General features: G+C 64.1%; 1 protein-coding gene. It reads right to left on the bottom strand.

Annotation, left to right across the window (positions count from 1 at the left end; genetic code table 11):
- Positions 1–301, bottom strand: a 301-nt coding sequence (locus EN804_RS36240) for an ATP-binding cassette domain-containing protein (protein ID WP_135922412.1), incomplete at both ends; no start/stop codon positions are given.

Here is a 301-nt window from a genome sequence, read left to right as displayed (position 1 = left end):
GTCGCTTCCGGCGCCGCCATCAAAAGGTTTTCCTTGATGGTCCCCGAAAACAGATCGCCGGCCTGCGCGACGATCCCGACCGCGGCGCGAACCTCGGATGGATGGTATTGGCGGATGTCGATGCCGTCGATGAGCAGCTCTCCGGCAGTCGGCAGAAAGAGCCTGCCGATCAGGCGACCCATCGTGGTCTTGCCGGAGCCGATGCGGCCGATCATGCCGCCGCGTCCACCAGGCCGAATCGCAATGTTCAGCCCCTGCAGAACCTCGTTCTCGGTCCCCCGACAGCCAACGCCGACATTCT

The organism is Mesorhizobium sp. M8A.F.Ca.ET.161.01.1.1 (genome assembly GCF_004792105.1).
GTDB lineage: Bacteria > Pseudomonadota > Alphaproteobacteria > Rhizobiales > Rhizobiaceae > Mesorhizobium.
The sequence above is the reverse complement of the archived record's forward strand: the minus strand, read 5'-3'. Positions and strand labels throughout refer to the sequence as shown.